This window comes from Pyrobaculum sp. (genome assembly GCF_049971835.1).
GTDB lineage: Archaea > Thermoproteota > Thermoprotei > Thermoproteales > Thermoproteaceae > Pyrobaculum.
Map to the genome: position 1 here is coordinate 1 of NZ_JBMFKV010000255.1, position 2,388 is coordinate 2,388.

The 2,388-nt window shown below is 63.2% G+C and carries 3 protein-coding genes; all 3 read right to left on the minus strand.

The window, feature by feature from the left end:
* Nucleotides 1–155: 155 nt before the first annotated feature.
* Nucleotides 156–806 carry a 7-carboxy-7-deazaguanine synthase QueE gene (locus ACP5J3_RS13325; RefSeq protein WP_428496131.1) on the minus strand — a complete coding sequence of 217 codons (651 nt, stop codon included), beginning with the start codon at nucleotides 804–806 and terminating at the stop codon, nucleotides 156–158.
* Nucleotides 803–1,234, minus strand: a complete 432-nt coding sequence (locus tag ACP5J3_RS13330) for a hypothetical protein (protein ID WP_428496132.1) — start codon at nucleotides 1,232–1,234, stop codon at nucleotides 803–805. The genes ACP5J3_RS13325 and ACP5J3_RS13330 overlap by 4 nt, the downstream gene beginning before the upstream one ends.
* The coding region (locus ACP5J3_RS13335; RefSeq protein WP_428496133.1) for a SufD family Fe-S cluster assembly protein at nucleotides 1,231–2,388 on the minus strand (1,158 nt) is incomplete at its 5' end. The genes ACP5J3_RS13335 and ACP5J3_RS13330, both read right to left, overlap by 4 nt.

Here is a 2,388-nt window from a genome sequence, read left to right on the forward strand (position 1 = left end):
CTCGAGCTCCTCCACCAAGCTCCTCAACTCGTCCAGCGCCTCCTCCACCGCCTCGCAGTCGCCGTCCTCGACCGCCGACTCAAGCTGGTCGATAACCGCCCTCAGCCTCTTCACCAATTCCTTGTCCATGCCTCTTTCATAACTCTGTTTTTTAATTATCTCCCCCTGGCGTTGCCCCACGCCGCTATGTGGAGGCGGGGGGTCACTCTTAGGCCGTGTCTCAGAGCCGCGTCCCATATCCTTCTGAGCACTGCGGCGTGCTCCTCGGGGGTCTCGGCCATGGGCATTAGGAAGACCCGCCCCCGGGGTATCCCCCGGGCCTCGACGTAGGCGGCGGCTTCCTCCACGTCCCCCTCGTCCCGGACCACGAATTTAAACCACGCCTTGGGGCTGGAGGGATAGAAGGGGTGGAGGGGGGCCTTCACCCCCGCGTTGGACAGCTTTGGGGACACGTCGTAGTAGTCCACGCACCGGTCGAGCCCGGCGCTTGGGGGGTAGACTCCGCTTGTCTCGACCTCCACGGCGCCGAGCTCCCTGAGCCTGCACGCGAGTTCCTCCAGCCCCCTCCCCAGCCATATCAGCGGCTCGCCGCCCGTCACCACGACGTGGCCAGTAACCCCCAGAGAGGCCGCCTTTTTCACGACGTCGTCGACGTCCATCTCCACCCCCGCCCCGTAGTCCCAGGAGTACTTCGTGTCGCAGTAGGCGCACCGTATGGGGCACCCAGCCAGCCTCACGAACACCGCGGGCTTGCCTATGTTGACCCCCTCCCCCTGGAGGGAGGCGAAGATCTCCAAGACTCTCATGGCGGCGGCTTGAACTTAAGCCTCAGCTTCTCCACCTCCCCCAGCACGCGGGCTATGTAGCTCTCCGCCCTGGCGCGGTCTATACCCCTCTCGGCGTAGATGAAGCGCATCACCTCTTCGTACTTCTTAAACTGTTCGTTGAGCCTCTTCCAGGGGATGCCCCTCAGCTTCTCCGCCAGCTCTCTATCCACGGGGAGGGCGCCCCCGGCCATTAGACAGGCAAGTATGGGGTAGCCCACGTAGCCCCGGTGCACCGTCCCGTTGTCGTTGCTGTATGCGTACCCGCTGGCGACGTACACGGTGTAGATCTTGTCGCCCTCGGAGGACACCACCTCGCACCTCCCGGGGGCCAGCACCCTGACTCTGCCGTCTGCCAAGGCGCCTAGGGCCTCCAGGACCTTTATCCTAGGGGGCAGGCGCAGGTTCACATGGCTTTTTCGGCTATTAGTTTTTCAATATTCTCCACATAGCGCCTCGCCTGCTCCGGGAGGTATTTGTGGATGTCTGTGGTGACGAAGCCGCGGACTAGTAGCGACACGGCCTCTTCGTAGGTGAAGCCCTTGGCCATTAGGTAGTTGATCTCCTCCTCGGCCAGCCTCCCGATGGAGGCCTCGTGGGTCAGCACGGCGTCGCTGTGGCGGGCGGCCAGTTGCGGAATGGTCACAATACTGGCCCGCTCCGACATCAGCAGTCCGCTACACTCCACGTGGCCCCTCGCCGGGCTCCACGCCTCCACCAAGGCCCGCATCGTCACCGTAGAAGACCCCGCGGCGATTGCCCTTGTCGCCAGCTCCACGCCGGCGCCCCGCCCCTCTAGCGACGCCACGGTGCCTATATCAATCACCGCGTCTCCCAGGCCCAGCACCACGGAGACGGAGTGGGCCTTTGCCCCCTCTCTCAACACAATGCGGGGACTCGTCTGGAGCGTCTTCACAGAGGCGAGGTTGGCGTAGTACTCCACATACTCGCCGCCCTCCTCGACGAGGACGCCGGTTCTGGGCCTTACGTGAGCCGCCTTGTTCCAGCTGTGGACCATGATGAACCTAAGCCTGGCTCCCCTCAACACGTAGAATTCGGAAATGCCCACGTGTAGCCCCACCGCCTCGGGAGCGATGACGCAACCGGTGTAAACCACACCCTCGGCCCCCTCCTCTACTATAACCACGTTGTGAGGCGCCTGGAGGCCTCCCCTCACGATAGAGAGACACGCCAAGATAGGCTCGCTTACCTTGGCTCCGCTTTTCACCCTTATGACGTAGCCCCCCACCCCCCTCAGGGCGGCCGCCGCGGTGTATTTGTCTAAGTCGGGTGGGACGAGGCGCCAGAGGTAGTCCCTCGCCGTGTCTCTATGCTCTTCTATAAACTCCTCTAATCTATACACCTCGACGCCGGGGATTCTGCTTAGGTATCTAAAGTAGGCGTTGTCCGCCTGTATGTAAAACGCGGCCGCGCCTGTGGACACCCCCACGCGCCCCGCAACTGAGGCAACCGCCTTCTCCTCCAAGAGGCCCCGCCCCTCTCCAAAGGCCGTCACGTCAATATCCGGCCCGTACGGCGCCGGTTTATCCAGCGCGCTCCTTGC

Bases quoted from the DNA above. Each gene is read 5' to 3' on its own strand.
- ACP5J3_RS13325 (WP_428496131.1), bottom strand. From the start codon at position 806: ATGAGAGTCTTGGAGATCTTCGCCTCCCTCCAGGGGGAGGGGGTCAAC.